This window comes from Nocardia sp. SYP-A9097 (assembly GCF_009649815.1).
Classification (GTDB): Bacteria; Actinomycetota; Actinomycetes; order Mycobacteriales; family Mycobacteriaceae; genus Nocardia.
In genome coordinates, this window is the sequence record NZ_WJIC01000018.1 from 21,634 (window position 1) to 47,694 (window position 26,061).

Sequence of the window (26,061 nt, forward strand, 5' to 3'; positions counted from 1 at the left end):
TGCGCACCTTTATATTCCAACTACCCCCTTACCGAACACCGTGGTGCCCATAACCAGGAAAACCACCGCGATCACCGTGTGATTATTGGCTTGCAGCCAGTTCTTCAGGCGAGAGAGCACGCCCCGCAGCCGATCCGCCGCCACCGCGTAGCCACCCACCGGCAGCACCACCGAGGCCGCGGCCAGCAGTACGAATGCCGCGATCGCGACCAGTTCACCGGCCCCGGTGAGTCCGCCGGAACCGATCGTCACCCCCGCGGTGACACAGAGCAGCAGGTTCTTGGGATTCACCACCGACAGCAGCAGGCCCAGCCCGATCGCCCTACCCAATCCGAGTCCGTCGATCGCTCTCATCCACGGCGGGATCGAATCGTCTGCGCGGCTGCGCCATTGGCGGAATGCGATGAACAGCAGCAGTGCACCCAGCACGATCTTGATCCCGGAGACCACGGCCGACGGCGCCTCCGACGAATCGGTGTGACCCGATCCGGCCACGGCCGTCACCACGCCGGTGACCGACGCAATGCCCAGCACCCAGCCGACCGCGAACCCGGCACTGGCCCGTCGGGCATTGGCGGACAACAACATCAGGATGGCCGCCACCACCGGAATGGGCGACAGCCACACGCCCACGGCCAGCGGGAACAGGTCTCCGATCACTGCATCGCCGCCAGATTGCGCCAGAAGTTGGCGAGGCTGTCGGTGCCGCCGAAGAGGGTGGTGAAGTTGGTGGAGTCGGCCATGACGATATCGCCGGCGCGAGCTGTGTTGGGCGGCAACCAGATCAGCGAATTGAATTCGGTATTACCCGCGGTGATGAACGGGTGCGGGCGACTCATTTCGATGGGCTGGCGGGCGAGCAGCCGCACCGCATCGCTCTCCGGTTCGGTGAGTTCGTAGTGCGGCAGATGCGGATGGAAGTTGAAGGTGGTGACGTCATCGAGCAGGCGCGGGGTATCGAGGTCGCGGAAGGTGGTGAGCGGCGCGATCGAACGGGTGCCCTCGACCACCGCGGGCCGCAGCCCGTACACATTGCGGACCGGCACGTTCAAGGCGGTCATGAGGGAGCGGGTGTAGGCGCCGAAACGCTGCTGGCGCGGCACCAGCGGATCACCGTGATGCTCGAACTCCATCTGACGCTGCTTCAGATCGTTGGTGAAGCCCACATCGTGATGCGGTGCGAGCAGCAGGCAGGTGCCCTCACGCTGCAACCACCGCTGGATGGCGGCGATCTCCTCGGGGGCCGCTTCCTCTTGTGCGAGAAGGTGATCGAGGCCGAACACCATGAGGGTGTCGGTATCGGCGAGGATACGTTCGTCGATGGGCAGCTTGAAGCCGGCCTGGTCGATGCGCTGGAAAACCGCCACCGGATTGCCGGTCACCTCACCCGCCACCCGCTGGAAGTCGAGGGTGGAGCGATGGAACAGTTCCAAGGTGCCCGCGATGCCCTGCAGGAAGTGCGCGGCATCGTATTCGGGTGTCTCGTAGGCGGGCCAGCTGACCTGGCGCACCTCGGTCATGGTGGAGAAGCGATTGTCCAGCTCGGCGGTATCGCGCTGAGCCTCCCAGGGATAGCTCCAGGACCAGTAGATGCTGATCCGGCGCTTACCGGGTACGTACGGGCGGGGCAGATGGGATTGGTTGTAAGTGCGTGCGGGGAATGAACTCATGCCGCTGCCTCGCTTTCGGGGAGAGTGCTCAGGTAGCGCAGTGCGCGGAGCCCGGGCAGGAAGAAGTAGGCGCCGCCGACGACGCTGGTGAAGGCCGGAATTCCCTTGATGGTCTTGCGAATCGGGCGCTTGGGAATCTTGTATTCGAGCGTGCCGTCCTGATTGCCGATGATCGGATCGCGCTCATTGCCGAGTTCGTGGAACGACTTGTCGTTGACCCACACGTTCTGTGCGAATTCGAACTGGCGCACCAGGCTGGCGCACAGGATGAAGGCCGCGATACCACGGTCGGCACCATCGTCGGGCGTACCCTCGGGCAGGTGTGACCCGTAGGTCGCACCGCGGCGAATCATGCGGCGGCGCTGAATATTCACGCCGGTATCGCGCGGATTCATCCGGCGTATATGCGATCCGAGCGGGACCGCGTAGCCGTGTGGATCCTGCTGTTTGTAGTTGAAGTCGTTGTTGCGCCGCATATCCGCGCCGAGTTCGGGATCGTCGGCGTCGGGTGCGAGTACCAGTGGTGCGCCACTTCGCCAGCGCCCCATGAGTTTTGCCGCGACCAGTTCCTGTTCCTCGACGGTCTCGGCCTGCTCGGCCAGGAAATCGCGGAACAGTCCGACGTGTTCGCGCAGGCGACGGTAGGCCATGAAGGTGCCATTGCGTGAAAGCACCTCGGGCTGCGGCTGTTCCATCGGCGGGCCGCTCTCGTCGTCGTAACCGAGAATGAATTCCCCCGCCTTCAATGGTGCACCGCTGCCGGGTGTGGGTTCTTCCCCGGTGTTCTCGATTACCGGCTGCGACAACCGATCTCGGTAACCGAAGTGATCGTGTGCGTAACCGAGCGGCGGCAGCGCCTCCAGGTCCAGCGATGACAGCACGGTGACGCCTGGGCAGTCGGCGATCAGCGCATTGTGCTCGGCCACCTGACGGTCGCGTTCGGCGGCATCGCGAGCGAAAAGTATGACGATGGCATGCAATTCGTCGCCCGCGGTGCCGTCGATCCAGTACTCGGGATGGTTGGCCCCGGTATCACCGAGGACTCCGGCGCGAGCGGCCATACCCTGCCGGAATTCCTCCGGAAAGCTGGCCAGCGCGTCGTCCGGTACGCCGAGGGCGCGCAGTCCGGTCCAGGTGAATGCCACCGACACCCACGGCTTATCGGTGTCCACCGTGTCCTGTAGGTCGGCGACCGAGGGCACCCGGTCGGCCATGGTCGCGAGCCAGGCCCGCGCTCCGGCCGCATCGGCGAAGGACAGGAACTCGTAGCGTCCGGTCAACGCGGGTACGCGGGTCAGCAGAATGTGCTGGATATCGTCGAATTCGAGCATTACCTCTCCCCCGCGCTACTGCATCTCGTCGAGCATGTTCGAGAACGCGTCCTTGAGTCGCAGCGCCTTCTTGACCTCATCCGCTGTCGCATACGGGTATTCGCCGTATTCGAGGAAGCTCGGGAAGTGATGTGAGCGGAAGAATTCGATGGCGGCGGTCCGGTTGGTTTGCCAATCCTCCGGGAAGCCGACGAGATTCACGAAGGTGGTGGTGATACCGGTGGACAGGAACAGGTCGAGCGCGTCCTCGAGGTATTTGTCGAAGTCGGTGTCGAAGATGCCCTGGTACTGGAAGGTCAGGCCGTCGCCGATATCGAACAGCACCCAGCGCAGGTAGTGCAGGCGCAGTGGCGCGAGCACACTCGGGTCCTGTCGAACGGCGGCTTCGATAATCTGGCCGTGCCCTCGAATCGCCGCCTCGCAGCCCGGCTTGACCTTCGCGATAATGGAAAACCCGAAATTAGCTGGAGTACGGGGATATACCGGTCCGTACCGACCCTGCTCGTATTCGAAGTACCCCTCAGCGGGGATGGCCATCGCCGCTGGCTTGGACCAATTCTCTCCACTCGTGGTCATGCCGTTAATCCTTCCTTCGATCAGTCACTGATAGCTGGAATGAAACTCAGCCTATGTGGAGCGACGGGCTATCGCTTATCATCAGGGGACAGATGACTGATCATTTCGGGACACGGAGGGGTGCGGTGAAACCGCTGGCGCGCTATGCGGCCCTGCACAGCTATGTGGAGCTGGGCCCACAACTCGGCATCGACCCGATCGGGCTGATGCGGGCGTCCGGCCTGGATCCGGCCGGGGTGAGCCTGCAGGATCGCTGGGTTCCCGCCGCCGCCATCGCCGAACTATTGGAGCGTTCGGCGGCCGCGGCGGACCGCGCCGATTTCGGATTACGCCTGGCCGAGCGCCGCCGTTTCGCCAATCTGGGTCCGCTGAGCCTGGTAGTTCGCGAGGAGCCCGATGTGCGCAGCGCCCTGACCGTCATGTCCCGGCATGAGGACATGTACAACGAGGCCCTGCACACCCGCCTCACCGAACAGAACGGCATCGCCGCCATCCGATTGACCCTCGATACCGGGCAGCCCGGCGATACCCGGCAATCGGTCGAACTCTCCGTCGGCGTACTGCATGGACTGCTGCAGGGTTTCATCGGAACCGATTGGCAGCCAATGGAAGTCCGCTTCACCCACTCGGCTCCGCCGGATCTGCGCGCCCATCATCGAATCTTCGGCCCGCAGGTGGCATTCGACCAGGATTTCAATGGAATCCTCACCTACACAGCAGATCTCGACGCACCGAACGCGATGGCGGACCCGCAGCTGCGCGCCTACACCCAGCAGCTGCTGAATCCGATTCGCAGCGCACGCCCCGCGACCACCTCGGAGCGGGTCCGCGAACTCATCGAACTACTGCTGCCCACCGGCCGCTGTTCGGTGGAGCAGGTGGCCCGCAGCCTCGGCGTCGACCGCCGCACCATTGCCCGCCATCTCGCCGCCGAGGGCGAGACCTTCACCGATCTGCTGGACGCCACCCGTGCTGAACTCGCCCGCCACCTGGTGGCCAATCCCCGCCGCTCGCTGACCGAGACGGCGGAGCTCCTCGGCTTCTCCACCCCCGGCAATTTCTCCCGCTGGTTCCGGAAACAGCACGGCTGCAGCCCCATTCAGTGGCGGCGGACCAGATCGATGCCGGCCACCACCGAATGAGCCGATCTCACCGGTAAAAGCAGGGTTACGGCACCCCGACCGGTACCGACCCCGAGGAACGCACGACCGACGGCGCGGGTAGCGAAATAGGTTCGGCGGGAATGGGTTCGGGGTTGATGGCGCGCGGCGTTACCTCCATCACCGCTTCCGCGACCGCCAGGCAGCGGCCGAGCCGGGGTGGGTGGGTCATACCCGAATCTCCTTGCAGGAGAAGGCGAACCGCAGCCCACGGGAGGTTGACATCGGCGAACGCGGTTTGGAACAAGCCCGCCGAGGGGCGCGGATTGGCTTCCAGGAGAACCGGATTGCCGTGATAATGACGGAGTTGGACATTGGTCAGGTAGGCGAGTTCGAAGTGCCGGATCAGCCGCTCCGCTATGGCCACGGGGGTGGGATCGTCCAGGAGTAGCCGGAAGCGCCCCTGTTTGGAGCGCGGAATGCCCGCCAGGAGTACGCCGCCCGGGCCGGAGAGGCAGTCGATACTGATCTCGGGCCCGTCCAGGAAGGGCATGACCAGCAGTTCCGGAATACGGTCACCCTGTTCGGCGGCCCGGCGCAGGGCTCCGGCCACCGCCTCGACGGAGGCCAGGGGCTGGGGTGCGGCCAGCAGGGTCGCCAGGGTGAGAGGACGGTCGTCGAGGATGCGGAAACCGAAGGCGGAGTATTCACCGCTCGGTTTGATGCACAGCACTTCGTCGGTGCGGGACAGCTCCTCGACGGCCTCGCGTAAACCTTCCGCATCCGAGACCGCCCGCCAGGGTGGCACGGGAATGCCTGCGGCACCGGCGGATTCGTAGGTCGCGACCTTATCGGTGAGTGCTCGTACCGCCGCCAGCGGCGAGCACATGAGACTGGTCCCGATCGCCTGGAAGTCCGCGGCCCGGCCCGCCAACGCGGTCAGCCGGCGGGGCGGGATCATGACGTCTATGTGGTGTCTGCGGCAGAAGTCGAGTGCGAATTCGGCGTACTCGTCATTGCCGACATGCCGGGGTTCGACCGCCGGTACATCGCAGACCGACAGCGCCGCCGCACCCGGGTCGACATTGCTGGCGTAGATGATGACGTCGACCCCGTCGGGGTTCTGCCGAAGCAATCGCATGACCTGGGCCGTTGCCGCCCCTGCGCTGCTCAGCCAAATGCGAAGCGTGATAGCGCCGCTCCCTCCTGCTCCATGTCGCCGAGCGGTGAAAACCTGGCGCAATCCTGTGGTGCGCGGATCCTATCCCGGTTCGGTGACGTGCACATTTCGGAGAGAATGAACCCGGGTTTTCCGCCGCCCAGCCGCACCTGCAACCGCGACTCGGTCGTCGAGTCGAACGGTGTCCGGCATGAGTCGCGGGACGGCGGCGCACTGTCCAGGTGAGGAAGTCGGTATCGCCGGTGCGAACGGACGTCAGTTCAGCGGTCCGGTGATCACTTCGGCGGCCGCGACCAGGGTGCCGGCGGCGGCGAGGCGGACAGCGGCCTCGATATCGGGTGCGAGGTAACGGTCCGGGCCGGGTCCGGGGACCTGTTCGCGCAAGGTCGCGATGACGGCGGCGGTGGCCGGGGACGGGGCGAGTGGGGCGCGCATATCGATTCCGCGTGCGGCAGTGAGGATTTCGATGGCCAGCACCCGGGTCAGCCCGTCGATGGAGCGGCGGAGTTTGCGGGCGGCGGACCAGCCCATGGAGACGTGGTCCTCCTGCATGGCCGAGGACGGAATGGAGTCGGTACTGGCCGGATTGGCGAGCCGCTTGAGCTCGGAAACCATTGCGGCTTGGGCGTATTGGGCGATCATATGCCCGCTGTCCACGCCGGGATCATCGGCGAGGAAGGCGTTCAGGCCGTGATTGCGGGCCACGTCCAGGAAGCGGTCGGTGCGCCGCTCGCTGATGCTCGCCACATCGGCGACCACAATGGCGAGAAAGTCCAATACGTAGGCGACCGGCGCACCGTGGAAGTTGCCGTTGGATTCGACGCGGCCGTCGAGGGTGATCACCGGATTGTCCACGGCACTGGCCAGTTCCCGCAGCGCCACGGTGCGCGCGTGCTCGACGGTATCCCGGCCCGCGCCCGCGACCTGCGGCGCACAACGCAGCGAGTACGCGTCCTGCACGCGAGCGCACTCCGGTCCGCGATGGCTCGCGACGATCTCGGAGCCGGCGAGCAGGCGGGTCATATTCGCCGCGGCGATCGCCTGTCCCGGATGCGGGCGCAGGGCCTGCAGGTCGGCGGCGAAGACGCGGTCGGTGCCGAGTTGGCCCTCCACGCTCATGGCGGCGGCGATATCGGCCAGGCGCAGCAGTTCGTCGAGGTCGTGCAGCGCCAGCACCAGCATGCCGAGCATGCCATCGGTGCCGTTGATCAGGGCCAGGCCCTCCTTCTCGGCGAGCACCACCGGCTCCAGCCCGGCCTGCGCCAAAGCTGTTGCCGCAGGGAGCAATTCACCGTCGGCCGTCCGCACCTGACCTTCGCCCATGGCCGCCAGGGCCACATGGGACAGCGGTGCGAGATCACCCGAACAGCCGAGGCTGCCGTACTCGTAGACGATCGGGGTTATTCCGGCCGAGAGCATTCCGGCGTAGGTCCGCGCGACCTCGGGTCGCACGCCGGTGCGTCCGGTTGCCAGGGTGGAGAGCCGCAGCAGCATGAGCGCGCGCACCACTTCGGTCTCGACCTCGGCCCCGGAGCCCGCCGCATGCGAGCGAATCAGGCTGCGCTGCAATTGGGTTCGCAACTCGTGTGGAATATAACGGCTCGCCAGCGCGCCGAATCCGGTGGAGACGCCGTACACCGGTTTCGGATCGTCGGCGAGTTCTTGTATGCGGGTGCGGCTTTCGGCGATCACCGCCAGCGATTCCGCCGACAGTTCGACGCGCGCGCCATAGCGGGCGACACGCACCACCTCCGCCGGGCTCACCGGTCCTATTCCCACGGTGACGATTTCGTTCGAGGCGAACCGGCCGGGGGTGTGTTCGATGGAGGCGCTCAAGACCTCCCCCTTCCTCAGACGTGTGCGGTGGTATCGCTCTCCGCGAGGGCTGCCAGGGCGGCGGCGGTGGCCGAGCCCGGGACGGCGGTGTAGATGACGAGCAGTTGATCGGGATCGCCCGGCAGCAGCAGGGATTCGTAACCCATTTCGAGCATTCCGGCCCGGGTATGCCGAATTCGTTTGCTGCCGTGCGTCTTCTCCTCGACCGGGTGAGCGGTCCAGATGCGGCGGAATTCCGCACTGCGCGTGGTCAATTCGTCGACCAGTGCGGGCAGTGCCGGGTCGTCCGGGTGTAGTCCGGCATCGCGGCGCAGAAAGGCGACGGTCTCCACGGCCACGGTCTCCCAGTCCGGATAGAAGTCCGGTGCGGCCGGGTTCAGAAAGAGGTAGCGGGCCTGATTGCGTTCCGCGGCGGGTACCGAGGAGAACCCGGATACCTTGTCGCCCAGTGCATTCCAGGCGATCACATCCATCCGGCGACCGAGTACGAACGCGGGTGCCGCGATCGAGTCCAGCACCAGCCGCGCGCCCGGTCGCAGCGTGGCCTGGTACACCCCGCCGCCGGAGAGATGGGTACCGCTGGGCCGGGCCAGCGCGTACAGGTGCAGCCGTTCGGAATCGGTCAGCCGCAGTGCCCGGGCGACCGCGTCCAGCACCGCGTCGGAGGCATTGCGGCCGCGCCCCTGCTCCAGCCGGATGTAGTAGTCCACGCTGACCCCGGCCAGCTGCGCCACCTCCTCGCGCCGCAGTCCGGGCACTCGGCGGCGGCCGTACTCGCGCAAGCCGGCCTCGGCGGGCTGGATGCGGGCGCGCCGGGATCGCAGAAACTCGCCGAGATCGCTGTCCATACGCTCCACCCTAGGGAAGTCCCATCCTGGTACTGCCGGACCCAGGAAAACCGGACCCCTCGCTGACCCTTTCGCCCCCGCCCAGGATGGGTGCAGACCACAGCGAAGGAGCAGGAAATGAGTTACGAGAACCTGGCAGGACGCACCGCCGTCATCACCGGAGCGGCGAGCGGTATGGGTGAGGCGACCGCATTGTTGCTGGCCCGCAATGGTGCCCGGGTGGCGCTGCTGGCCCGCCGCGCGGATCGCCTCGACACCCTGGTCGCCAAGATCCAGGCCGAGGGCGGGGTGGCGGTGGCGGTACCGGTCGATGTCACCGATCCGGCGAGTGTGAGTGCTGCGGCGGACCTCGTCCACGCAAGTTTCGGCCCCGCAGATCTGGTGGTGAATTCGGCCGGTGTCATGCTGCCGAACCCGATTGCCGCAGGCCGCGAGGACGAGTGGGCGCGCATGATCGACACCAATATCACCGGCGCACTGCGGATCATCCGCGCTTTCGTACCGGATCTGCTGGCCGCCGCCGCGGCCGGCCGCACCGCGGACCTGGTGGATATCTCCTCCATCGGCGCGCATGTCACCTTCCCGGATTACGCGGTCTACGGTGCGACCAAGGCCGCGCTCACCCATCTGTCCGCGAGCCTGCGCACCGAGTTGGGGCCGCGCCGGGTGCGCGTCACCAATATCGAACCGGGCCTGACCGATACCGAACTCGGTTCACATATCGACAATCCGAACCTGAGCGGCCAACTCGACGGCATGTTCGCGGCCATCGACGCCATGCGCGCCGACGATATCGCCGACCTGATCGCATATACGACGAGCCGTCCCGCGCACGTCAATCTGCGTCAGGTCATTGTGCTGCCGACCCAGCAGGCGTGAAGCCGAGCCGATTGCCCCGCCGGCATGCCTACTATCGACCTCATGCGGGTGGGACGAGGGCTTTCCGGGTTTCTGGCATTCGCGGTACTGCTGGCGGTGGTGGTGGCCACCGCCTGGCAGGGGCAACCACACGGGTATCTGGGGGAATCGGCGGCGCCGGAGGTGTTCAGTGCGGGCCGGGCCTTGCGGACGGTTGAGGAGATCGCGCGCGCACCGCATCCGGTGGGTACGGCCGAACATGACCGGGTGCGTGATCATCTCGCGGGTGAGTTGCGAAAGCTGGGGCTGGAGACCGAGATTCGCGAGGGTGTCGGTCGCTGGCCGGGTGACTTCAAACCCGACAGCGCCGGACTCGGCCGGGTCGCCAATATCGTTGGCACGCTGAAGGGTACGAATCCGACCGGCACCGTCTACCTGGTGGCGCACTACGATTCGGTGCCGTCCGGGCCGGGCGCGAATGACGACGGGGTCGCGGTCGCGGCGATTCTGGAGGCGGTGCGCGCACTGCGGGACAGTGAGAACGGGCTGCGCAATAACGTGGTCGCACTGTTCACCGACGGCGAGGAGCCGGGCCTGCTCGGTGCGGAATCCTTTGTCGCAGCGGGCGATTACGACCGCAATGCGGTGGTGATCAATCATGACGCGCGCGGTGCGGGCGGGCCCGCGCTGCTGTGGCGGATCACCCGGCCCGACGGCGGGCTGATCGGGGTCGCGAAGGACGCACCACATCCCGACACCGATTCGACCACCACCGCGCTCGCGGGCGCGGGCGTCTCCAGCACAACGGATTTCGTCGCCTTCGACAAGGCCGGATTACCGGTCCTGGACTGGGCATACGCCGGCCGCAGCGCCTACTACCACAACCCGAAGGATGAGCCGGGGCAGGTGGATCTCGCGACCGTGCAGCAGTTGGGTGAGAACACCCTCGCGCTGGCCCGCGATTTCGGCGAGCGGGATCTGGCGGACACCTCGAATCGCTCGAATCCGGCCTATTTCGCTCTGCCTTTCGGTGTCCTGGTGGTGGTGCCCGCCTGGGTGATCATCGCGCTCGCGGTGCTGTCGCTGCTGATCGTGGGCTGGGTGATCCGGCAGGTACGCCGTAATGGCGAGACCACCGTGAAGGGTGTAATCGGCTCCACCGCAGTCATATTGGCGGGTGCTTTGGTCGCGGTGGGTGCGACCTACGGGTGGTGGTGGCTGGTGCAGCGCATCCGGCCCGAGTATCGGGCCTGGCCGGTGGACCCCTATCGACCCGAATTCTTCCAGACCGCCGTGCTGGTGCTGACGGTATGCGTGCTCACCGCCGGTTATGCCTTGGCGCGCCGCCTGTTCGGACCGACCGGCGCGGCGATCGGCTTGGTCACGGGAGTGTCGGTGGCGGGTGCCGGAGTGACGGCATACTCCCCCGCCGCGGCGCAGATATTGGTGATCCCGGCGACAGCGGCGGCAATCGGGGTGGCATCGACCTTCCTGGTCCCGGACCGCTGGCGACTGGTGACGCTCACGGTCTTCCTGCTTCCTGCGGCGCTGCTGCTGGGCGGCAGCACCTGGCCCGGCCTGCAGGCCGGACTGATGACCGCACCGTTCACCGCGGTGCCGCTGGTGGCGCTGCTCGGCGGACTGCTGTTGCTGACGCTCCTTCGGAGTTGGCCGCAGCGGCGGGGCTGGACGATTCCGGCGCTGGCGCTCGTACTGACGCTGGTGCTGACCGCCGTCGGTCTGGCCGTGGACCGATTCGATGTGGAGCATCCCCGGGTGACACAGGTGGCCTACGCCCTGGACGCGGATCACCATGCGGCGCAATGGTTGTCGGTACTGCCACCGGACGACTGGACGCGAACCTTCCTGAGCGGCAACGCTCCCGGTGCGCCTTATTCCGCACTGTTCCCCAGTTCGGTATCCAGCGGTCGAGCGGAGGTCGAGAACCTCAGCGCTCCGATCGCCGAAATCCTCTCCGACACAACAGCTTCCGGGCAGCGCACGATCCGGCTGCGGCTACGCTCCACCCGTGCCGCGACCCGGATAGACCTGAACTGGCAACAGGCCCCCAACGCGCTGCGGGTCGCCGGTCGCGAAGTAACTCGCCCACCGCACAAGAACTTCCACTTCGCCGCACCCCCGGCCGAGGGCATCGAGGTGGAGTTGGTCGCCCCGGCCGGTCCCCTGGAGCTCTATCTCGTCGACTACACCTGGCTACCGGACTCGAAACTGTCCCAAGGCCCCGCCCACCCGGACGACACCTATTTCCGACAGGACAGCGCCGCAGCGGTTTTCACGAAAATCCCCGGCCTCTGAAGCGCACTCCGGTTCGGCCCCACAACCGGGCCACCGATGGAGACGGTGGGATCCCATCGCAGGGGCAGGCTGACCGTCGACCAGATGGCCGGTGTGGTTCCACTCGCGCAGCAGGCGGCGCTCACCGGTGGAGAGCAGGTCGAATTCGGCGTACGCGCGCGGCCGGACGACAACATCACCTGGAACAGTGGATGCCGGAAATGCGTACGCGGCGCGGCGGCGGCATCGACCGCATGCTCGAACGGGGCGACACCGCGCCCGGCCACCGGCGTGCCGACCGCGATATCGCTTCCACCCGATACCGCGGTCGGCAGCGCCGACAGACCGGCGTGCACGACCATGAACATGGTCGCGCCGTGTCGGCGGGCCACCTCGCGCAATCCCCCGGCGGTTTCGCCGGAGATCCGCACATCCACCCGTCCGGCCCGCCGCGTGGGCCGCGCCGGGCGCGGCCGGTGCGGTGGCAGACCGGATGCCACCGGCAGCCCGGCCGGCACCTCCGACCAGTAGCCGAGCTGCCGAGACAGTTCGGACTCCGGATCGGTTGCGGCGCCGAGCACCTCACGCTGCCAGAGGGTGTAATCCGCGTACTGCACCGGCAGTGGCGCCCACTCCGGGGCGGCGCTGCGCGCCCGTGCGGGGTACGCGGCCGCCAGATCTCGGGCGCATGGAGCGAGCGAGAGTCCGTCGGCGATCACATGATGCACCAGAACGGCGAGAATATGCTGTTCCGCCACGCCCTTCGGGTCATGAATCCGCAGCAGCCGCAGCAGAATCGGCGGGGTGGCCGCGAGATCGAAACCGCTACCGCCGAATTCGTACAGTGTCCGGTCGACGTCCTGGGCCGCAACGTCTTCCGCCACCAGTCCCGCGACCACCGTGCCGACCGGCGAAATCCGTTGCCACACCACCCCGTCGACCTCCTCGAACGAGGTCCGCAGCGCCTCGTGCCGCTCCACCACATCGGTGAGCGCGGCGGTCAGCGCACTGACATCCACCGCCCCGATCAACCGCAACCTCAACAGCATGTTGAACGCCGCCGAGTCCGGATCCCTCAGATGCGCCGGCCAAAGCCGTTGCTGCGCATAAGACATGGGCACCAGCGCGGTGATGAAGGCATGGGTCACCCGTTCGCGGCGGATGAGGCCGGCCAGTGGCGGACCCGCGTACACCTCGTCGGGGGCGATGATCAGTGCCGCACCGGCGGCACCCGCGAGCAGCAACTCCCAGATCGAGGCGTCGAAGGTCGGGGTGGTCACGCACAGCACGCAGTCGCCCGGCCCGGCGGGGAGGTTATTGCCTTGTGCGGCAATCAGACCCGTCAGCCCGGCATGGGTCAGGACCACACCTTCGGTGCACCGGTCGACCCGGAGGCGTAGATGACATACGCCGGATGCGCCGGGCGCAGCGGGCGCACCCGTGCGTGACCGCGCCCGCGCCGTGCAGGCGAATCAGCAGCAGACCGAACGATGGCGGTTCGGCCGCGCGCGACAGCGCCTCGTACCACTGCCCGATCAGGCTCAGCCCGGGCGTGCCGTAAGTGGACGAATGATCAGGCTGCGACCACCGCTTCGCTCTCCGTCGAGCGCTCGCTTGCTCCGGTATTCCGCACCGGGATGAATGCGGCGATGGCCGCCGAAGCCAGCGCCACCCCACAGCCGATGAAAAGTCCTACGCGGAAACCGTTTTCGGTCGGAATCGGATGCCCGCCCAGCGTGGTGCTCAGCTGCGCCAGCACCACACCGATGATCGCCGCCGAGAACGACGCGCCGATGGAGCGCATCAGGGTATTGAAGCTGTTCGCCGCGGCCGTCTCCGAAAGCGGCACCGCGCTCATGATCAGCGCGGGCATGGCACCGTAGGCCAGCGCCACTCCGGAGTTGCAGATACACACCGCCACCAGCAGCCCCCAGGTGGAACCCATGATCACCACCGAGGCCGCGTATCCGGCGGCCAGCACCAGCGCCCCGGCGACCAGCGTCACCTTCGGTCCGCGCGCGGCGGAGAGCTTGGCGCCCAGCGGCGACACCGCCATCATGATGATTCCGCCCGGCGCCATCCACAGGCCCATGGCCAACATCGACTGTCCCAGGCCGTATCCGGTGATCTTCGGCAGCACCAGCAGCTGCGGCACGATCAGCGAAGCCGAGTACATACCGAAACCGAGCACCGCCGAGGAGGCATTGGTGAGCAACACCCGCGGCCGCCGGGCGACCCGCAGATCGACCATCGGATCACCGGTCCGCAGCTCCCACCAGCCCCACAGCGCCAGCACCAGTACCGCCGCCGCGAGCAGACCGACAATGCTGCCACTGCCCCAGCCCCAGGTCACGCCCTTCGAAATCCCGAGCAGCAGACAGATCAGGCCCGCACCCAGCCCGATCGCGCCGACGACATCGAACCGGCCGGTGGCGACTACCGGGACATCGGGCACCACCACATAGATGAGAATCGCGACGAGCACGCTCAATCCGGCCGCGCCCCAGAACAACACATGCCAATTCGTATGCTGCGCAACAACAGCCGCGACGGGCAGCCCCAGCGCGCTGCCGATTCCCAGGGAGGCGCTCACCATCGCGATGGACGGGCCGAGCCGCTCGGCGGGCAGCAGATCCCGCAGCGCCGAAATACCGAGCGGCAGAATGCCCATGCCCATGCCCTGCAGGCCGCGGCCGACGATCATCGGCAGCACCGAATCCGCCACGGCGCACAGTACCGAGCCCGCGATGAGCGGCACGGCCGAGATGAGCAGCATGCGGCGCTTGCCGTAGAGATCGCCGAGCCGTCCGGCGACGGGCGTGGCGACGGCGCCGGCCAGCAGGGTCGCGGTCACCACCCAGGAGGCATTGGAGGCGCTGGTGTGCAGCAGCACCGGCAGCTGGCCGAGCAGCGGCACCACCAGGGTCTGCATAACGGCGGCGACAATGCCGCCCAGGGCCAGCACTCCGACGATGCCCTTGGATCCGGGTGACTCATCCACGTGCTTCTCCTCATCGATCGAGCTCAATGCCATGTGTACGGTACACATGTAATGCATAATGCACATGTCTGCTGTGACGCGGGTCACCTGTGGTAGACAGATTCACCGAGTCGCGACGGAAGGACGGCATGGAAAAGCCCACGGACCGGGTCGAATTCGAAACCATGCTGCTCGGCCGATACACCATCAACGCGCGCTACCGGCGCGACGGCACCCGCATGGACCGCAGCGCCTACGTGCTGCTGAGCCGCCTGAGTGTGCAGGGCCCCATGACGATCGGCCAGCTCACGGACGCCTTCGGCCTGGACACCTCCACCCTCAACCGGCAGACCGCCGCCTTGCTGCGCACCGGCGTGGTGGAACGCATCCCGGATCCGGACGGCGGTATCGCCCGCAAATTCCGCATCACCGCCGCCGGCGAACGCGGCCTCGAAGCCGAACGCGCGGCCAATACCGAAGGGCTGCAACGGGTTATGTCGACCTGGTCGGCCGCCGACGTCGCCACCTTCGCGGAATATCTGGAACGGCTCAATACCGATATCGAGCGCATCGACGGAAGACCCTGGCCGCGACCGTAATTCGCCTCAGCGGACCCGAACCGTCACGCGGCCGAGATCGCGGCGCGAGCATGAGAAATCCCCTTCAGCCTGAATCCGGTAGCGGAGATCAGATGCGGCTGAAGGGGATTCGTATGTCAATCCTGAAATTTATCCGGAGACCTTCGACTCCTCGGCCAGCTGGTGCGACTTGGAACCCCAGCCCACATGCGCCTCGGCGCGCATACGGTCGACCATGTGCGGGTAGTGCAGCTCGAACGCGGGACGCTCGGAGCGGACCCGGGGCAGCTCGTAGAAGTTGTGCCGCGGCGGCGGGCAGGAGGTCGCCCACTCCAGGGAGTTGCCGTAGCCCCACGGATCGTCCACGGTCACCACCTCGCCGTAGCGGAAGCTCTTGAAGACGTTCCACACGAACGGCAGCATCGACGCGCCGAGAATAAATGAGCCGATCGTGGAAATGGTGTTCAGCGTGGTGAATCCGTCGGTCTCCAGATAGTCGGCGTACCGGCGCGGCATGCCCTCGTTACCCAGCCAGTGCTGCACCAGGAACGTGGCGTGGAAGCCGACGAGAGTCGTCCAGAAGTGCCACTTGCCCAGGCGCTCGTCCATCATGCGGCCGGTGATCTTCGGAAACCAGAAGTAGATACCCGCGAAGGTCGCGAACACGATGGTGCCGAACAGCACGTAATGGAAGTGCGCGACAACGAAATACGTGTCCGAGACATGGAAGTCGAGCGGCGGGCTCGCCAGGATGACACCCGACAGACCACCGAAGAGGAACGTCACCAGGAAGCCGATCGACCACAGCATCGGCGTCTCGAAGGTCAACTGCCCCTTCCACATGGTGCCGATCCAGTTGAAGAACTTCACGCCGGTGGGAACGGCGATCAAGAACGTCATGAACGAGAAGTACGGCAGCAGCACCGCACCGGTGGCGTACATGTGATGCGCCCACACCGCGATGGACAGTGCCGCGATCGCCAGGGTCGCGTAAACCAGTGTGGTGTAACCGAAGATCGGCTTGCGCGAGAACACCGGATAGATCTCGGTGACGATGCCGAAGAACGGCAGCGCGATGATGTACACCTCGGGATGCCCGAAATACCAGAACAGATGCTGATACAGCAGGGTGCCGCCGACGGCCGAATCGTAGATGTGCCCGCCGAGATGCCGGTCGTAGGCGATGGCGAACAGCGCGGCGGTCAGGATCGGAAAGGCCAGCAGAATGAGCACGCTGGTGACCATGATGTTCCAGGTGAAGACGGGCATCCGGAACATGGTCATACCGGGGCAGCGCATACAGACGACCGTGGTGATCATATTGACGGCGCCGAGGATGGTGCCCAGACCCGAAACGGCCAAGCCCAGAATCCACAGATCGGCGCCGACGCCGGGAGCATGCACCATATCGGTGAGCGGACTGTAGGCGGTCCAGCCGAAGTCGGCCGCGCCACCGGGGGTCACGAAGCCCGCGGTGGCCATGGTGCCGCCGAACAGATACAGCCAGTAACTGAAGGCGTTCAATCGCGGGAACGCCACATCGGGCGCGCCGATCTGCAGCGGCAGAACCACATTCGCGAAACCGAAGACGATCGCCGTGGCATAGAACAGCAGCATGATCGTGCCGTGCATGGTGAACAGCTGATTGAACTGTTCCGGCGACAGGAACTGCATGCCCGGCCGCGCCAGCTCGGCGCGCATCAGCAGCGCCAGCAGACCGCCGATGAGGAAGAACGAGATCGCGGTGAACAGATACATGACGCCGAGCACCTTGGGGTCGGTCGTCGTCACCGCCTTGTAGAGGAAAGAACCCTTGGGTCCCAGCCGTGGCGGATAGGGCCGCTCGGCCGTCAACCCCGCCTCCGGTTTGGGAGTTACGGCAGTCACCACATCCTCCTCGAGGTCGGTCCGCAGCTGGTCCTATCGGCTCCGGAACCCACGATGAACGGCGTCAGCGTACTCACAGCAATTCGATTCTGGCAGAGAACACTCCGGCCGGACAGTCAGGACACCGGTTTGAGTTCGGGCGGCTTCCACCTGCCGTCCAGGGCCTCGGGGCGCGGCGCGTACAACCGCAGGGTCAGTGAAAACCGGCCCGACAGCGGGATGGGCAGCCAATTACCATGTGGCACAGCCGGTCCCGGGTCGGCGTTCTGGAGGACGATCTCGAAGGAACCATCCGGACCGGGGACCGGGGGCAGCTGATGACCGATGGAGTAGATGTCAGCGGGGTTATGCACCAGAAATCCATCGGCGTCATACGCGGTCAAGGACCAGAAGGCATCCACCGGCGGCAGCTGACCGCGCTCGAAATGCAGCCGGAACGAACGCGGTTCGCCATTGCTGTCCGCGACGGCCCCGATCGTCGGATACAGCGCGTCCCGGCGCACATTCGCGCCCATCCCGGCCATGGCGGCGGCGGCCCGCAACCGATAATTGGTGCCGTAGGTGCCCAGATTGTCGAGGAAGTCCCAGCCGTTCTCGATGCGCGCACCCGGGTCGGTATACCCGGCGATGATCTTGCGGCCGGCCGCGGCGGCCGCGTCCAGATCGGCCATCCGCACCGCGTCGACACTGCCGCCGGGCCCGATCCCGATCTTGGCGAACCGTTTCAGCGCCGGGGCGTCGTCCGGCGCCGGCGCGTCCACCGCCATCAATTCGCAGAGCCGATCGAAGAATCGGCGACCGTCGAGCGCCGCCACATCCTGAACGGGGACCGGACCGTGACCACCCAGCAAAGCCGGCAAACCGGGGGTGGGCGCTCCCGGATCCGCCCGCCACGCGGTCAGCGGAGCCAGCCGCAATTCCGCCTGAATGGCAAGTACAGCGGGTATACCGGCGGCACCGTCCACTTGGATACGGCCGAGCAGCCACGCGGTTTTGGTGGGCATCGTGAGGTGTTCGATGCCGTCGGGCACCGTGCCCTTCCAGTCCGGGCCACTGATCAGGTAGGTGAACGGTGGTTCTCGGCCGTCACCGGGCCGCATACTGCTCGGGTCGTGCACGGTATTGGACCAGGCGTCCAGCAACTGCATGCCCCAGAAGCGGCCCGGATTGATGGCCGGCACCTGCAGCACCAGGGCATCGGCGGACAGATCCAGCCAGGCGGACGAATAGAGCGTGTCCACGTTGAGGCCGGGCACGATGTGATCGGCGGCGGTCGGCGTCGCCTGGGTATGCCGGAAACGGTTCACCGGACCATTGGAATCCGCAGTCGCGTGCATGAGGACCAAGGGATATCCGAAAATGTATGCGTCGGTCGCGATTGCCACGGCATCGGTGTTCGATACTGTCGACGTGGTGGATCTACCGGAAGAATCCCTGGAACGGTTACAGGCCGCAATGGAGAGCCCGGCGGCGGTGACCAAACCGAGCATGGCGCGACGGCTGATGGCGCGGTCCATGATCAACAAAACGTACCAAACGGACCGGGTGAAACGGGTTTTGGCGCGAAATTCATCGCCAATTCACCCCGAGAATTCACAGAAAGCTCACGGGACGCGCTTCACTATCGGGACCATGTCTCGATCGCTCCGCCACCGCGTCACCACCGCCGTCGTGATCGGCACCCTCGGCACGCTGCTCGCCGCCGGCGCCGCCACCGCCAATAGCGAACCCAAGGCCGTCATCCAGGGCCGCACCGCCGTCACCGCGCACGTCACCGGCGAGAAAGCCGGCAATCGCTGCCAGATCGCCGGGAAGAACCTCGCCGGACCCTGGAGCGTGGTCGACAAGAGCGGCACCGCCGACCTCACCCTCGGCCCACTCCGCCCCAATGGCAAGCACATTCGCGTCATCTGCGAGGACCCCAAACGCGGTGACAGCTCACTGCATACGGTCCGCTCCGACCGCGTCACCTACGACGGCGCGCTCTCCCCGCTCCGCCAGATCCTGAACAGCGGATTCTTCGGCCAATAGCCGGACCGCCGAAGTGCCTCAGGCGACGCGGGCCGTTGCCACGGCGGCGCGGACCGCGGGGACGGTCTCCTCGGCGAAATGCCGTGTCTCCCTTTCACCGTCGGGGTTGACCGGGAGCAGGAATTCGCTGATGCCGTGCGCGAGGGCCACATCGGTGAGCTGAGCCACCGGCATGGACGGATCCATGACATAGGCGCGGCGGATGAGCGCGGGAACGCGGCCCGCCTCGCGAGCGCCGGTATCGACGGCGGTCATCAGGCCGGGCAGGACATCGGGCGGGGCGTAGGAGAAACTGCCGAGCCAGCCGTCCGCCAATTCGCCGGTCAGTCGCAGCGCGCGCGGGCCGTATACGCCGAACCAGATGCCGATCCGATGTGCTTGCGCCGGACCGGGTTTCGCGCCATACAGGGAGTAGAACTCGCCGTCCAGGAACGGGCGGTTCTCCGCACCCCAGAGCGCACGAATGACCCCGACCGCCTCCCGCAATGCCGTGAGCGCCTGCTTGGGTGTGCGGCGCGGGCCACCCATGGCCTCGATGGCATCCCAGAACGCACCCGCGCCCAGGCCGAGCTCCAGCCGACCGCCGCTGAGCAGATCCAGGCTGGCGGCACTACGGGCCAGCACCGCGGGCGGGCGCAACGGCAGATTCGCCACGGCGGGCATGAGGGTGAGCTTGCGGGTGATGGCGGCGGCATAGGAGAGCAGCGTCCAGGTGTCCAGGAACGCGGGCTGATACGGATGGTCCTGCACCGCCAGCACTTCCAGTCCCGACTCGTCCGCGCGGCGAATCAGCCGCAGCAGCGCCTGCCCGCGCGCCGCCTCGGGCGGAACGAAAATCCCGAACCTCAGCTCATGCCCGTAGTCAGCCATAGCGAATGCAAAGCTACTCCGGTCCGCCCACCCCCGCTCGGACACCCCGTCGCTGCGGCGCGTCGCTCAGATCACGGACCGCCACCCGATCGTGATCTATCGGCGATCCGATTCCATATTCGTTGGCGGGCAACGAATTACAATCGAACAGGTGCAGCACCACAGCACCGTGGACGCCGCCCGGAAACACTTGAGCGCGGTGGACCCCACGGCCCTGCGTCATGCGCGAGACCGGTTGGCGGAGACCGGAATAGCGCGCCTGGGATTCCTGCTGCCGCATCGCGTCAAACGCACGCTGGCCGCCGAGGCGCTGGCCCTGGTCGACCACCACCTGGACTGGGAGGGGCCGGGGCAGGAGGCACCGGGACGGCATACCGTCGATATCGACTCGCGCGAAGTGGTCGCACGCAGCCAATGCATTCCACAGCTGTACGACTGTAAGCCCTTGCGGCACAAGCTCACCGAGGTCGCTTCCCAGCATGTACTGCCCTGCCCGGCGCCACGCCGATTCACGGTGCGGCGCCGGCATCACGACGATGTCGCGGGCCGATGGCATTGGGACGATTACACTTTCGCGCTGGTGCTGGTGGTCGAGTGCCCACCGCTGGAGGACGGCGGTTTCGTGCAGACCGTCGCGCACACCACGCGTTCCCGCTTCCAATCCGAGGTGTATCGCACCCTGACGCGCAACCCGATTCACTCGCATGAGCTACAGGCGGGCGACCTCTACCTGATGCGCACCGATACCACCCTGCACCGCGTGCATCCCTTCGCGCACGGGCGGCGCACAGTGGTCGGCATGCATTTTGCTTCGGCGGCGGATCTGGCGCGTAAGCAAATAACCAGCTACGGTACCGGTAGTTTGCGTTCCGAAGTTCGGGTTATAACGAATCAAGCACAGTGATAACGTAACTGCCCATCAACGCAGCGGGGGGCAGCGTCGCCGACCGTCACTCCCCAGGGCAGTCCGTGCGTGCTTCTTTCCATGAACGCTGCCCCACCGGTTAGGCGAAACCGATGGACCTTTTGAACCCGATCGACGCTGTCTTCCTTGCCATCGAATCCCGCGAACACCCCATGCATGTGGGCGGCCTGCAACTGTTCGAGCCGCCCGCCGATGCCGGGCCCGAATTTCTGCACGACATCTACACGGCCATGGCCGGCACCACCGAGGTGCGCACCCGCTTCCGCCGTCGGCCCAGCCGCAGGTTCGGCGGCTTCTCCAGTCTGACCTGGTCGCACGCCGACAAGGTCGACCTCGGCTACCACCTGCGGCGCAGCGCCCTGCCCACCCCCGGCGGCATGGGCGATCTCATCGACCTCACCGAACGACTACACGGCACTCTGCTCGACCGGCATCGCCCACTCTGGGAGGCGCGGGTCATCGAGGGCCTGGACGACGGACGATTCGCCGTCTACATCAAAATGCATCACGCGCTCATCGACGGCGTCTCCGCCATGCGACTACTGCAGCGCACCCTCACCGACGATCCCTTCGACACGCGCATGCGGGTGCCGTGGGGCACCGCCCCGGTCGTCAAGGACGCCGTCGAACCCGAGAGTTCTCTGTCGCAACTGCGAAAAGCGTTGCCGCGCATGATCAAAAGCACCACCTATATCGCCGCGCCGCTGCGCGGAGCCATCGACGGGCGACTCACCCTGCCGATGACCGCGCCGCGCACCATGTTCAATGTGTCCATCGGCGGGGCGCGCCGGATCGCCGTCCGATCCTGGCCGCTGGAGCGCATCAACACGATTCGGCTCGCCACCGGAGCCACCGTCAATGACGTGGTGCTGGCCATGAGCTCCGCCGCGCTGCGGTCATATCTGATCGAACACGACGGGCTGCCCGCCGAACCGCTGATCGCCATGGTGCCGGTGAATATTCGCAGCACCGCCGATGCCGATGCCTCCGACGGCAATCTGATCGCCGCCTGCCTGGCGAATCTGGCTACGCATCTGGAGGATCCGGTCGAACGGCTGAACATCATCAGCACCTCCATGCGCGAGGCCAAAAAGGTCTTCACCCAGCTGCCGAAGCTGGAGGCCATGGCATTGTCGGCGCTACTCATGACACCGTTCGGGCTTTCGCTGCTGCCCGGGTTCGAAGCGCTGCCGCGGATGCCGTTCAATCTGGTCATCTCGAATGTGCCCGGACCGCGCAAACCCGTCTATATGCAGGGTGCGCGATTGGACAGCAACTATCCGCTGTCGATTCCGTTCGAATCGCAGGCCATGAACATCACGCTCACCACCAATGGCGACAATCTCGATTTCGGGTTCGTCGGCTGCCGCCGCACCGTGCCCGACCTGGAACGGATACCCGAGCACATGGAGGCCGGACTGGCCGAGTTGGAGCGGGCACTCACCTGATCTCTACTCTGGGCACGGTGGATACCTCGTGGCCGGAACTGCGGAAACAGTGCTTGATCGATGAGGACGAGAACATCCTCGCGCTGAACAAACCCGCCGGGATCTCCGTCACCGGGGAGCGCCACGACACCGATATCGTGGAGCTCGCCGCGGCGGCCGGGGAGACGCTGTATCCGGTACACCGCATCGACAAGGTGACCTCCGGACTCGTACTGCTCGCCAAAGAGCTGCCCGCGCATGGGGAATTGACGCGGCAGTTCAACAAGCGGACCGCCGCCAAGGCGTATCTGGCGGTGGTGGAATCCGCCGGATTGCCCGCGCGCGGGGTCATCGACCTGCCATTGAGCGTGGGGCGCAAGAACCGGGTGCGAATCGCCGCGCCGCGCGAGAGCATTCGGCGGGACGGGGACACCTGGCTGGTGGAGGCGTCAGATGTGCTGGCGGGCAAGAACTATCCCTCGATCACCGAGTTCGCGACCGTGGCAGCCACCGATACGCACACCGTGCTCGCGCTACGGCCGATCACCGGACGGCGGCATCAGATACGCGTACATCTGGCGTGGATCGGGCACGCCATTGTCGGCGATCCGCTGTTCGACAGGTCCGGAACACACGACCGGACCTACCTGCATTCGTGGCGACTGGGCTTGGACGCCGCCTGGCGCACTCCCCCGCGACTGGAGCTGAAAGCCGATCCGGGCGTGGACTTCTGGCAATTCGGAGAGACGCCCGTAACATTCGATCCAGACGAGCTATCAAAGTTCGCGGCCGTCCCGTTTCTGGACTGAGTGGAGCGGGGGAGCGCAGCGGAGGAGCGGAGGGAGGGAAGAAACGGGACTTCGGGGCCGCGAACCCGCCCGGAGCGCAGCGTAGGGCAAATTAGACACTGATGCGAGATCGCTATATTCGGTGGCGAGTCTCACCGAGACCGCGTAGTGGCTGCCCATCTAGCCTGAATAAGTGCCGCGTCACTGCGGCGCTGCGGGCGCAATGGTGCTGCCCTTGACAGAAAGCGAACGCCGATGGTTCTGCTGGCTCAGCTCAGTGACACCCACTTCAATATGGGCGCCCGGAACAATGAACGCGCCGAACGGGTGATGGCCTTTCTGGCCGAGCTGCCGCAGCGGCCCGACGTCATTATCGTGACCGGCGATATCGCGGACGAGGGCGATATCGAGGAGTACCAGCAGGCACGCGCGGCGCTGGTCGCCGATGTACCGGTGATTCTGCTGCCCGGCAATCACGATGATCGCGGTCATATGCGCACCGTGCTGTTCGGTGAGGAGGCCGGTTATGCGCCGATCAATCAGTCGCACAGCGTGGACGGGGTCACCCTCGCGCTGCTCGACTCGAGCATTCCCGGTAAGCCCGAGGGGCTGCTGGACGATGCCACCTTCGACTTCCTGACCGAGCTGCTCGCCGCCGCGCCCGCCGACGAACACATACTGATCGCCATGCATCACCCGCCGGTGCCGGTGCAGAGCACGGTCTGCGATCCCATCCGGCTCACCAATCCGGAGCGGCTGGCCGAGATCGTCGCCGGGGACGACCGCATTCTGGGTGTGCTCACCGGGCATGTGCATGCCGGACTGATCACCACATTCGCGGGTAAGCCGTTGATCGTCGCACCCAGCGTCTCCTCCACCATCGGCTGCGAATGGGAAGTGATCGCACCGGGACACGTGCCCATCGACTTCGCACCGGACCCGTCGCTACTGTTCCACTCCATTGCGGACGGGCGACTGCTGACCATGTTCCGGCCCATCGCCATGGGCGGCTGGCTCAGCGAACCGCTCGACTGACCCCATCCCTGCGATACGCGGAAGGCGTTGTGCCCGTCCACCTTTTGAACGCGTGGATGAAAGTGGACGCCTCCGCGTAGCCGAGCCGGATCGCCACATCGCTCACCGAAAGCGGTGTGGCGGTGAGCATTTCCTCCGCCAGCGCGCGCCGCACCTCATCCAGCAGCTGCCGGTAGCTGGTGCCCGCGGTATCCAAATGCCTTCTGAGCGTCCGGGTACTCATATTGAGATCCCTTGCCACCGCATCGATTCCGGGTGGTGCGGCGAATCCGTCCACGCCGCCGCGCGGCACCAGCAGCTCGCGCACATCCGCCGCGATTCCGGTTCGAGCCCGCCTGCGGGACACCAAATCCCGGCATTGCGCCAGGCACATGGCCAGGGTGTGCTCATTGGCCTGCGGCAGCGGGCGCTCCAATACCGCCGGATCCATCGAGAACAGATTGTGCGGTCGATCGAAACCCGGTAGCAGTCCATAGGTTTCGACATACGGCGTGGTATCCGCGGGTGCCGGATAATCGAATTCCGCCCGCACCAGCTCCACCCGATGCCCCAGCAGATCGCAGAGCATCTGATGCATGGCGGTCACATCCCGCTCCACCAGAAACCGCCGCACATCCGCCGGCACCCGCTCATCGTGAATCCGGGCCACGAACTCCCCCGGCTGCCACCGCGCCACCGGAATACAGAACGTGAAACTCAGTTCGAGATACCGCAGCGCGAAAGCGATGGCCTCACCGAGCGTGGGCGAGCTGACACAGGCGAACCCGAAAATCCCGAACGTGGTAATCCGATACCGCCGCCCCACCTCCAATCCCAAAGTGGGCCGATCCCCCAGCTCCCGCACCAAATTCCGAATAACCGCCAGTTCGGTATGCGCATCAATCTGCGCATCAGGATCCCCAAGCGCCTTCTCGCTCAGCCCACTCCCCTGCAACATCCGCCCCACCCCCACCCCCTGCTCCCCCGCAAACCCCACCATCAGGGCCACACTCGCCACCCCCCGCGGAAAATCCCAATCCTTGACCCCCGCCTCCGTCACCGTGCTCATCCCCAAATTATGGCCGAAATTCTCGATCGAACCACCCCCAAGCGCATTGGAGAACGGTGGTCAGGACGTTCGGCAACGGTAGGCTCACATCACTCGATACACCCTCGGGAGGAGTTACACGATGACCGCGACGCACACCGGGGACGAGGGGCGCCTGACTGCCGAGGAGTTCCTGCAGAGCGAACCCGATGCGTTCGGTGACGTCGAGATCGAGGATGGCCTGATCATTCGAATGATGGCGCAGAGCGATGCGCACAGCCGGGTGGTTCGACGGTTGGCGGCCGCCCTGGAGGATGCGAGAGATCCGGCTGGACCATGCCTGCGGGTGGGATCCGATGTGGCGGTGCGGTTTCCGGATGCGGAGCATCGGCAGGCGGATCGGCGACTGAACGTTCGGTATCCGGATATTTCTATGCGGGACTGCGAACCCTATGACGTGAATACCGTGCGGGATCACATTCTGCTCCTTGCAGAGGTGGTATCGAAGGCGACAGCGGACGCCGATGTTTCGATCAAACCTCTGATCTACGCGCGCGCGGGGATTCCCGTGTACCTGATCGTGCACTTCGACAAAAGCTGGGAATCGATCGACCGGATCGAGGAGTTTCGGCTCGACTGGTCGGGGACGCGATATATGCCGCACAAGGTGCACAGGATCGGACTGGTGCTCGATATGCCTGTGACGTTGGCGGTTACGTTCGAAGCACTACATCAGGCATGACTCCAGGCTGCCGATGTCGGCCGGAATTCCCAATCGAGTCCGCTACGCGGCGCGGGAGGGGCTCCTAGAGTGGTAGG

The 26,061-nt window shown here is 65.9% G+C and carries 23 protein-coding genes; 10 read left to right on the forward strand and 13 right to left on the reverse strand.

From position 1 onward, the window contains the following. Nucleotides 1-9 precede the first annotated feature (9 nt). The 4 genes from GFY24_RS28610 to GFY24_RS28625 are packed head-to-tail and all read right to left on the reverse strand — an operon-like array spanning nt 10 to nt 3,577. Nucleotides 10-660: a GAP family protein gene (locus tag GFY24_RS28610; protein WP_309231451.1), complete on the reverse strand. Its 651-nt coding sequence runs from the start codon at nt 658-660 to the stop codon at nt 10-12. After that, a complete protein-coding gene (locus GFY24_RS28615) occupies nt 657-1,670 on the reverse strand; it encodes a hypothetical protein (RefSeq protein WP_153808226.1) in 1,014 nt (337 codons plus the stop codon). The genes GFY24_RS28610 and GFY24_RS28615 overlap by 4 nt, the downstream gene beginning before the upstream one ends. Continuing rightward, nucleotides 1,667-3,001 carry a peroxidase gene (locus tag GFY24_RS28620; RefSeq protein ID WP_153808227.1) on the reverse strand — a complete coding sequence of 445 codons (1,335 nt, stop codon included), beginning with the start codon at nt 2,999-3,001 and terminating at the stop codon, nt 1,667-1,669. The genes GFY24_RS28615 and GFY24_RS28620 overlap by 4 nt, the downstream gene beginning before the upstream one ends. A gap of 15 nt (nt 3,002-3,016) precedes the next feature. Continuing rightward, the gene (locus tag GFY24_RS28625; RefSeq protein ID WP_153808228.1) at nt 3,017-3,577 is read right to left on the reverse strand and encodes a hypothetical protein; all 561 of its coding nucleotides are present in this window, start codon (nt 3,575-3,577) and stop codon (nt 3,017-3,019) included. A 125-nt stretch (nt 3,578-3,702) separates the two neighbouring features. On the opposite strand from GFY24_RS28625, the gene GFY24_RS28630 reads away from it, so the two are divergent. Continuing rightward, nucleotides 3,703-4,719, forward strand: coding sequence for an AraC family transcriptional regulator (locus tag GFY24_RS28630; protein ID WP_309231474.1), 1,017 nt, complete (start codon nt 3,703-3,705; stop codon nt 4,717-4,719). Between the two features lie 25 nt (nt 4,720-4,744). On the opposite strand, the gene GFY24_RS28635 is transcribed toward GFY24_RS28630, so the two are convergent. The 3 genes from GFY24_RS28635 to GFY24_RS28645 form a co-directional block, all read right to left on the reverse strand. Next, nucleotides 4,745-5,818: an ATP-grasp domain-containing protein gene (locus GFY24_RS28635; RefSeq protein WP_153808230.1), complete on the reverse strand. Its 1,074-nt coding sequence runs from the start codon at nt 5,816-5,818 to the stop codon at nt 4,745-4,747. 294 nt (nt 5,819-6,112) lie between these two features. Then, entirely contained in the window at nt 6,113-7,693 is a 1,581-nt protein-coding gene (gene hutH / locus GFY24_RS28640) for a histidine ammonia-lyase (RefSeq protein WP_153808231.1), read from the reverse strand. 14 nt (nt 7,694-7,707) lie between these two features. Next, the gene (locus GFY24_RS28645; protein ID WP_153808232.1) at nt 7,708-8,541 is read right to left on the reverse strand and encodes a helix-turn-helix transcriptional regulator; all 834 of its coding nucleotides are present in this window, start codon (nt 8,539-8,541) and stop codon (nt 7,708-7,710) included. Between the two features lie 117 nt (nt 8,542-8,658). Between GFY24_RS28645 and GFY24_RS28650 the strand changes: the two genes are divergently transcribed. Both GFY24_RS28650 and GFY24_RS28655 read left to right on the forward strand, forming a co-directional pair. Next, nucleotides 8,659-9,420 (forward strand): SDR family oxidoreductase, encoded by a 762-nt coding sequence (locus GFY24_RS28650; RefSeq protein WP_153808233.1) that lies wholly within the window; start codon nt 8,659-8,661, stop codon nt 9,418-9,420. 42 nt (nt 9,421-9,462) lie between these two features. Then, nucleotides 9,463-11,715 (forward strand): M20/M25/M40 family metallo-hydrolase, encoded by a 2,253-nt coding sequence (locus tag GFY24_RS28655; RefSeq protein ID WP_194853054.1) that lies wholly within the window; start codon nt 9,463-9,465, stop codon nt 11,713-11,715. On the opposite strand, the gene GFY24_RS28660 is transcribed toward GFY24_RS28655, so the two are convergent. Both GFY24_RS28660 and GFY24_RS28670 read right to left on the reverse strand, forming a co-directional pair. Then, entirely contained in the window at nt 11,661-13,061 is a 1,401-nt protein-coding gene (locus tag GFY24_RS28660) for a condensation domain-containing protein (protein ID WP_153808235.1), read from the reverse strand. The two genes, GFY24_RS28655 and GFY24_RS28660, sit on opposite strands and share 55 nt — an antisense overlap. A 206-nt stretch (nt 13,062-13,267) precedes the next feature. Continuing rightward, nucleotides 13,268-14,728, reverse strand: a complete 1,461-nt coding sequence (locus tag GFY24_RS28670) for an MFS transporter (RefSeq protein WP_153808310.1) — start codon at nt 14,726-14,728, stop codon at nt 13,268-13,270. A gap of 95 nt (nt 14,729-14,823) precedes the next feature. On the opposite strand from GFY24_RS28670, the gene GFY24_RS28675 reads away from it, so the two are divergent. After that, nucleotides 14,824-15,273, forward strand: a complete 450-nt coding sequence (locus GFY24_RS28675) for a MarR family winged helix-turn-helix transcriptional regulator (protein WP_153808237.1) — start codon at nt 14,824-14,826, stop codon at nt 15,271-15,273. 129 nt (nt 15,274-15,402) lie between these two features. Here the strand turns inward: GFY24_RS28675 and ctaD are convergent, their stop codons facing one another. Continuing rightward, nucleotides 15,403-17,139, reverse strand: a complete 1,737-nt coding sequence (gene ctaD / locus GFY24_RS28680; protein ID WP_309231452.1) for a cytochrome c oxidase subunit I — start codon at nt 17,137-17,139, stop codon at nt 15,403-15,405. 116 nt (nt 17,140-17,255) lie between these two features. Further along, on the reverse strand, nt 17,256-18,656 hold the full coding sequence (locus GFY24_RS28685) for a DUF1254 domain-containing protein (RefSeq protein ID WP_228566732.1): 1,401 nt from the start codon (nt 18,654-18,656) through the stop codon (nt 17,256-17,258). A gap of 115 nt (nt 18,657-18,771) precedes the next feature. On the opposite strand from GFY24_RS28685, the gene GFY24_RS28690 reads away from it, so the two are divergent. Continuing rightward, nucleotides 18,772-19,170 (forward strand): hypothetical protein, encoded by a 399-nt coding sequence (locus GFY24_RS28690; RefSeq protein WP_153808238.1) that lies wholly within the window; start codon nt 18,772-18,774, stop codon nt 19,168-19,170. An 18-nt stretch (nt 19,171-19,188) separates the two neighbouring features. Here GFY24_RS28690 and GFY24_RS28695 read toward each other — a convergent pair whose 3' ends face one another. After that, complete coding sequence (locus tag GFY24_RS28695) at nt 19,189-20,040, reverse strand: LLM class flavin-dependent oxidoreductase (protein WP_153808239.1); 852 nt, start codon at nt 20,038-20,040, stop codon at nt 19,189-19,191. A 151-nt stretch (nt 20,041-20,191) separates the two neighbouring features. On the opposite strand from GFY24_RS28695, the gene GFY24_RS28700 reads away from it, so the two are divergent. The 4 genes from GFY24_RS28700 (at nt 20,192) to GFY24_RS28715 (ending at nt 24,215) form a co-directional block, all read left to right on the forward strand. Next, a complete protein-coding gene (locus GFY24_RS28700) occupies nt 20,192-20,944 on the forward strand; it encodes a hypothetical protein (protein ID WP_153808240.1) in 753 nt (250 codons plus the stop codon). A gap of 113 nt (nt 20,945-21,057) precedes the next feature. Next, nucleotides 21,058-22,413 carry a wax ester/triacylglycerol synthase family O-acyltransferase gene (locus GFY24_RS28705; protein ID WP_153808241.1) on the forward strand — a complete coding sequence of 452 codons (1,356 nt, stop codon included), beginning with the start codon at nt 21,058-21,060 and terminating at the stop codon, nt 22,411-22,413. Between the two features lie 17 nt (nt 22,414-22,430). Further along, nucleotides 22,431-23,201, forward strand: coding sequence for an RNA pseudouridine synthase (locus GFY24_RS28710; RefSeq protein ID WP_309231453.1), 771 nt, complete (start codon nt 22,431-22,433; stop codon nt 23,199-23,201). Between the two features lie 234 nt (nt 23,202-23,435). Next, nucleotides 23,436-24,215 carry a metallophosphoesterase gene (locus GFY24_RS28715; RefSeq protein ID WP_153808243.1) on the forward strand — a complete coding sequence of 260 codons (780 nt, stop codon included), beginning with the start codon at nt 23,436-23,438 and terminating at the stop codon, nt 24,213-24,215. On the opposite strand, the gene GFY24_RS28720 is transcribed toward GFY24_RS28715, so the two are convergent. Beyond that, complete coding sequence (locus GFY24_RS28720; protein ID WP_153808244.1) at nt 24,196-25,263, reverse strand: AraC family transcriptional regulator; 1,068 nt, start codon at nt 25,261-25,263, stop codon at nt 24,196-24,198. The two genes, GFY24_RS28715 and GFY24_RS28720, sit on opposite strands and share 20 nt — an antisense overlap. A gap of 121 nt (nt 25,264-25,384) precedes the next feature. Here GFY24_RS28720 and GFY24_RS28725 point away from each other — a divergent pair, with 121 nt between their 5' ends. Beyond that, a complete protein-coding gene (locus GFY24_RS28725) occupies nt 25,385-25,984 on the forward strand; it encodes a Uma2 family endonuclease (protein WP_153808245.1) in 600 nt (199 codons plus the stop codon). Nucleotides 25,985-26,061: the final 77 nt, after the last annotated feature.

What these genes read in the sequence shown, in the direction of transcription:
- GFY24_RS28650 (WP_153808233.1), top strand. Translation starts at nt 8,659, where the DNA reads ATGAGTTACGAGAACCTGGCAGGACGCACCGCCGTCATCACCGGAGCG.
- GFY24_RS28635 (WP_153808230.1), bottom strand. Translation starts at nt 5,818, where the DNA reads ATGCGATTGCTTCGGCAGAACCCCGACGGGGTCGACGTCATCATCTAC.
- GFY24_RS28695 (WP_153808239.1), bottom strand. Translation starts at nt 20,040, where the DNA reads ATGGCTGACTACGGGCATGAGCTGAGGTTCGGGATTTTCGTTCCGCCC.
- GFY24_RS28675 (WP_153808237.1), top strand. Translation starts at nt 14,824, where the DNA reads ATGGAAAAGCCCACGGACCGGGTCGAATTCGAAACCATGCTGCTCGGC.
- GFY24_RS28615 (WP_153808226.1), bottom strand. Translation starts at nt 1,670, where the DNA reads ATGAGTTCATTCCCCGCACGCACTTACAACCAATCCCATCTGCCCCGC.
- GFY24_RS28725 (WP_153808245.1), top strand. Translation starts at nt 25,385, where the DNA reads ATGACCGCGACGCACACCGGGGACGAGGGGCGCCTGACTGCCGAGGAG.
- GFY24_RS28720 (WP_153808244.1), bottom strand. Translation starts at nt 25,263, where the DNA reads ATGAGCACGGTGACGGAGGCGGGGGTCAAGGATTGGGATTTTCCGCGG.
- GFY24_RS28705 (WP_153808241.1), top strand. Translation starts at nt 21,058, where the DNA reads ATGGACCTTTTGAACCCGATCGACGCTGTCTTCCTTGCCATCGAATCC.
- GFY24_RS28625 (WP_153808228.1), bottom strand. Translation starts at nt 3,577, where the DNA reads ATGACCACGAGTGGAGAGAATTGGTCCAAGCCAGCGGCGATGGCCATC.
- GFY24_RS28620 (WP_153808227.1), bottom strand. Translation starts at nt 3,001, where the DNA reads ATGCTCGAATTCGACGATATCCAGCACATTCTGCTGACCCGCGTACCC.
- GFY24_RS28690 (WP_153808238.1), top strand. Translation starts at nt 18,772, where the DNA reads ATGTCTCGATCGCTCCGCCACCGCGTCACCACCGCCGTCGTGATCGGC.
- GFY24_RS28715 (WP_153808243.1), top strand. Translation starts at nt 23,436, where the DNA reads ATGGTTCTGCTGGCTCAGCTCAGTGACACCCACTTCAATATGGGCGCC.
- GFY24_RS28655 (WP_194853054.1), top strand. Translation starts at nt 9,463, where the DNA reads ATGCGGGTGGGACGAGGGCTTTCCGGGTTTCTGGCATTCGCGGTACTG.
- GFY24_RS28670 (WP_153808310.1), bottom strand. Translation starts at nt 14,728, where the DNA reads ATGGCATTGAGCTCGATCGATGAGGAGAAGCACGTGGATGAGTCACCC.
- GFY24_RS28685 (WP_228566732.1), bottom strand. Translation starts at nt 18,656, where the DNA reads ATGGACCGCGCCATCAGCCGTCGCGCCATGCTCGGTTTGGTCACCGCC.
- GFY24_RS28645 (WP_153808232.1), bottom strand. Translation starts at nt 8,541, where the DNA reads ATGGACAGCGATCTCGGCGAGTTTCTGCGATCCCGGCGCGCCCGCATC.